The sequence below is a fragment of the Ancrocorticia sp. genome (assembly GCF_052089425.1).
Taxonomy (GTDB): domain Bacteria; phylum Actinomycetota; class Actinomycetes; order Actinomycetales; family Actinomycetaceae; genus Ancrocorticia.
The window spans coordinates 1-3,948 of record NZ_JBQCZW010000034.1 but is presented as its reverse complement, the minus strand read 5'-3'; the positions used below and the strand labels follow the sequence as shown (position 1 = coordinate 3,948).

The following is a 3,948-nucleotide window of genomic DNA, read 5'->3' as shown; positions in this document are numbered from 1 at the left end:
CCCGGATCATCTTCGGCCCGCAGCTTGGGAGGAGTTTCATTGCCGGGGCGGTGGCCCACATTTCCATCGTAGAAGGAGCGGAGTTTGTCCATATCGGCGCTCACATCCCCGGTCAACCAGATGTGGCCGCCCCACCCGTAGGTTTTATTGCGCCGGTCAATGAACCCGAGCTGCACGGGCAGGCCCGTCTCAAGGGCAATCCTGTAGAACCCGGACTTCCAGTATTCGCCGGGCGATCGCGTGCCCTCCGCGGCGATGATCAGCGTAAACGTGTCCTGCTTTTGCGCCGTTTCCACGAGAGACCCGACAAGCCCCGTGTGTTTGCGCCGGTTGGTGGCGATTCCACCCATGGCCACGAAGAAGCGCCCGATGACAGGGATCTTAAGGAATTCATCCTTCATGAGGAACTTGAACGGGCGCCCGATCTTCCAAAAGGCCATAGCCATGAGGAAGCCGTCCCAGTTGGAGGTGTGGGGCGCCCCGATAATGACGGCCTTGGCAGGGATATCCTCATGAACGAACGTCCATCGGGAGAACCTCATGTAGGTGCTCGCGATTAGTTGAGTAATCTTCATCAGTATCCTTTGCCTAGCCGGCCTCAATCTAGCCGGATTGTCCCACTAACTGTCAACCACGACGTATCGTACCGGGGAATTTTGCGCCTCACGTGCTGCACGTGGATGTGGCGCGGGCCGCGGTTAAGAGGGGCTTCGCCGTCGTCGTCCCAAAAAACTTACAGGAGGAAGGAGAATACGGGGGAGTTCGGCTCCAACTTTTGGATATCGAGCGGGGATTCGGCCATACGGGCGAGTAGGGGCGTGAGGTGGATGGACTCCACAATCTCGATTCCTACGAGCGCCGGGCCGGTTTCGCGGTTGTTCTTTTTCGTGTACTCGAACAGGATGATGTCATCGCCATCGTCCAGCACATCGTCCAGGAAGTGGCGCAACGCCCCGGGTTCCTGCGGGAACGTGACGAGGAAGTAGTGGCGCAGGCCTTCATAGACGAGCGAGCGCTCAACGATATCGTCGTATCGGGACACATCGTTATTGCCGCCTGACACAACGCAGGCGATCGGCCCCTCGGGCAGATCCGGCAGGAAGCGGGCCACGGCTGCGCTCGCGAGGGCGCCGGAGGGTTCGGCGATGATGCCCTCCACCTGATACAGGTCCAGCATCTCACTGCAGATGGCGCCTTCGGGAACGGTGATGATGTCGTCCACAAGCTCGCGGGTGATCTCGTAGGTCAGGTTGCCAACGCGCGCCACGGCGGTGCCATCGGCGAAGCCGTCAATGGATTCGAGAGTCACGGGCCCACCGGCCTCCAGCGCCGCCTTCATGGACGGGGCTCCCTCCGGTTCCACGCCGATGATGCGGACCTCTGGATGGAACTCGCGCAGCCAGATCGCTGTGCCAGAGAGCAGGCCGCCCCCGCCCACGGGCACCACGACGGTTGTGGGCGGTTCACTTGCCTGCTCGAAGATTTCTTTGACAACGGTGCCCTGCCCGGCGATCGTTTGCGGATCGTCGAAGGGATGGACGTAAGTGGCGTTGTTCTCGCGCGCATAATCATTCGCCGCGGTGGAGGCCTCATCAAATGTGGCGCCGCCGATGATCTGTTCAATCCACGGCCCGCCAATATCGCGGATCCGGGCGCGCTTCTGGCGCGGGGTGGTGGAGGGCAGAAACACCTTCCCGTGAATCTTCAGCTGCCGGCACGCAAACGCAACGCCCTGCGCGTGATTGCCTGCGGACGCACACACAACGCCCGCCGTGCGTTCCTCCTCCGATAGCCCCGAGATCACGTTATAGGCCCCGCGCACCTTGTAAGAGCGGCCCACCTGCGTATCTTCGCGCTTGAGGAGGACCGGTTGGCGCCGAATCCCCGAGAGTCGGAGGGAGAGTTCGAGTTGGGTTTTCCGGACTGTTGAGCCGAGAGTTTGAGCGGCGACGACGACGCCGGTGCCAGTTGGTAAATCGCGAGCCATAGGCTCAGTCTGCCTTGGTTGGCGGTGAGTGCTCCAGCCGTGTCCACTGGGTGTCACGGGCGGCGGGGTGTCGGGGTGCTGCGGGCAGCACGGGCGGCGGTCCGGGTGGCTTGGGCGTGAGCGTGGAAATGGCGGGACGAACACGGCGGCGGGCTCTGGATACGGTGCGGCGAACTCTCGTATTGTGGAGGCATGAGTGAGCTACCGGATACCGAGGCTCTGAACTTCGAGTTCGAGCGTAAGTTCTTCGTGGAGAGGCTGCCTCCAGAGGTGGCGATGCATGGATCCCATCAGGTGATCGTGCAAGCCTATCTGTTCGCGAACGATGGGTACGCCGTGCGGATGCGCTTGGCATTCCCTGGGCGGAGCGCCGAACTGCCGCCGTTTGACGATTCGGTCGATTTCCTTGGTGCCTACGAGCGCCGGTTGTTGGCGGATCTCATGAAAGATGCGGGCGATGAGGTTTCGGCGTGGATCGCCGTCAAGTCCCCTGCTGGGGGCGGCGAGCGCTACGAGATGGAATCGGAAGTGGACATCGCGGTGGCCGATCAGATCATCCGCCGTTCACCTAACGTGATCCTGAAGAACCGGCACTCGCTCTGGTATGACGAGGACGGGTGGGAGTTTGACGTGTTCGGTGGCCAGAACGAAGGCTTGGTGATCGCCGAATGTGAGCGGTTGGCGCCGGTCACCGATCTCAGGATCCCGCTGTTCTGCGTCACCGAAGTGACGGAGGATCTGCGCTTCACCAACGATTACTTGTCCAAGGAACCGTGGCGCCAGTGGAAGGACATGTACCATCAGGAGCTTCGCGCCAAAGGTCCATACTTCATGGATCTGCGGGGACCTGTTTCCCGGGACTAAAGGGTGGGCACAGCTGCATTCATGGGTGAGCTGTGGGCAGAACGTCCTATCCGTGGGCAGTATTGGCACCGCACACGTAACCTGCATACACTAGGTTCAAGAAGTCACGTCACAATTGAAGCTTGCGCCACCGGTATCCGGTTGTGCGCGCGGGTAAGGCCAATCCGACCCAACTGAGGTGAGCGGATGGGATCATCGGATTCCTTACCTAATAGCTGGGTGGTGCGAGAATGCTGCTGTCGTCTCGCGCCACCCAGCCCTTTTATTTTGAGGAGAACGAATGAGCGAACAGCTCCCCTTGTCATCACTCCACCCTCTGGCTCCGGAGTTTCTCTCCACTGCTGCGCTGTACACGGCACCCATCGATGTTGATGCCGCCGTGGCCCGAATCGGTGGGCTCTGGAACGAACAGATCGATCCCAAATGGAACGAGATCCCGGCCGGGGCCTTGGGCAAGGGAAGCCCTGCAGGCCGGATTCTGCAGTTTGAGATCGATGATGTGGTGGTCATGGTGACTCCCGAAGGCGGCCAGCTTCCCGTTGAAGGCGGCCAGCTTCCCGAGCACAGTTTCTATGCCGCGGTCAGCTGCTACGCTCCGCTCCGCGAGGCTGCCGTGGCTGAGCCGCAGAGTCCGGCGGATTTACCTGAGGTCAAGCGCCGCAAGCGGATGGTGAGCGCCCATATCGTCATGACTGAGGTGATGGATGCCCTCATGCGTGAGGAAGCCGCGGTTGGTGTGTTCCGCAGTGAGCTGGGCGTTGTTCAGCCGCCCGAGATGGTCACCGAGCTGGCGAACTCTCTCACCGAGGGCCAAGCGCCGCTTCCCTTGTGGGTAGCCGTGAGGATCTTCCACCCCGATCTGGTGCATGGCCGCACGCTCGGCCTGCCGTTGTTCGGGCATTTGGACCTTGAGGTGCTGGATTCCACGCATAGCGAGGAGGATGTGTTTGCCATGCTGGCGAACATCGCTGATTACATCATCAGCTCGGATTCGTTCCTCTTGCCGGGGCAGACGATCGGGTATCGCGAGGATGAAGAACTGCAGATCACCCAAGAGGTCAGTGACGCTGACGGCCAGCAGGTCATCCGCATCCAGT

The 3,948-nt window shown here is 61.0% G+C and carries 4 protein-coding genes; 2 read left to right on the top strand and 2 right to left on the bottom strand.

Annotation, left to right across the window (positions count from 1 at the left end):
• A partial coding sequence (locus tag ACTHV6_RS09805; protein ID WP_441387287.1) for a 1-acyl-sn-glycerol-3-phosphate acyltransferase occupies nucleotides 1-575 on the bottom strand: 575 nt, incomplete at its 3' end.
• 158 nt (nucleotides 576-733) lie between these two features.
• Complete coding sequence (gene ilvA / locus ACTHV6_RS09800) at nucleotides 734-1,987, bottom strand: threonine ammonia-lyase IlvA (protein ID WP_441387285.1); 1,254 nt, start codon at nucleotides 1,985-1,987, stop codon at nucleotides 734-736.
• A 192-nt stretch (nucleotides 1,988-2,179) separates the two neighbouring features.
• Between ilvA and ACTHV6_RS09795 the strand changes: the two genes are divergently transcribed.
• Both ACTHV6_RS09795 and ACTHV6_RS09790 read left to right on the top strand, forming a co-directional pair.
• On the top strand, nucleotides 2,180-2,851 hold the full coding sequence (locus ACTHV6_RS09795; protein ID WP_441387283.1) for an adenylate cyclase: 672 nt from the start codon (nucleotides 2,180-2,182) through the stop codon (nucleotides 2,849-2,851).
• Between the two features lie 280 nt (nucleotides 2,852-3,131).
• Nucleotides 3,132-3,948: DUF4261 domain-containing protein (locus tag ACTHV6_RS09790; RefSeq protein ID WP_441387282.1), on the top strand; the 817-nt coding region annotated here is incomplete at its 3' end.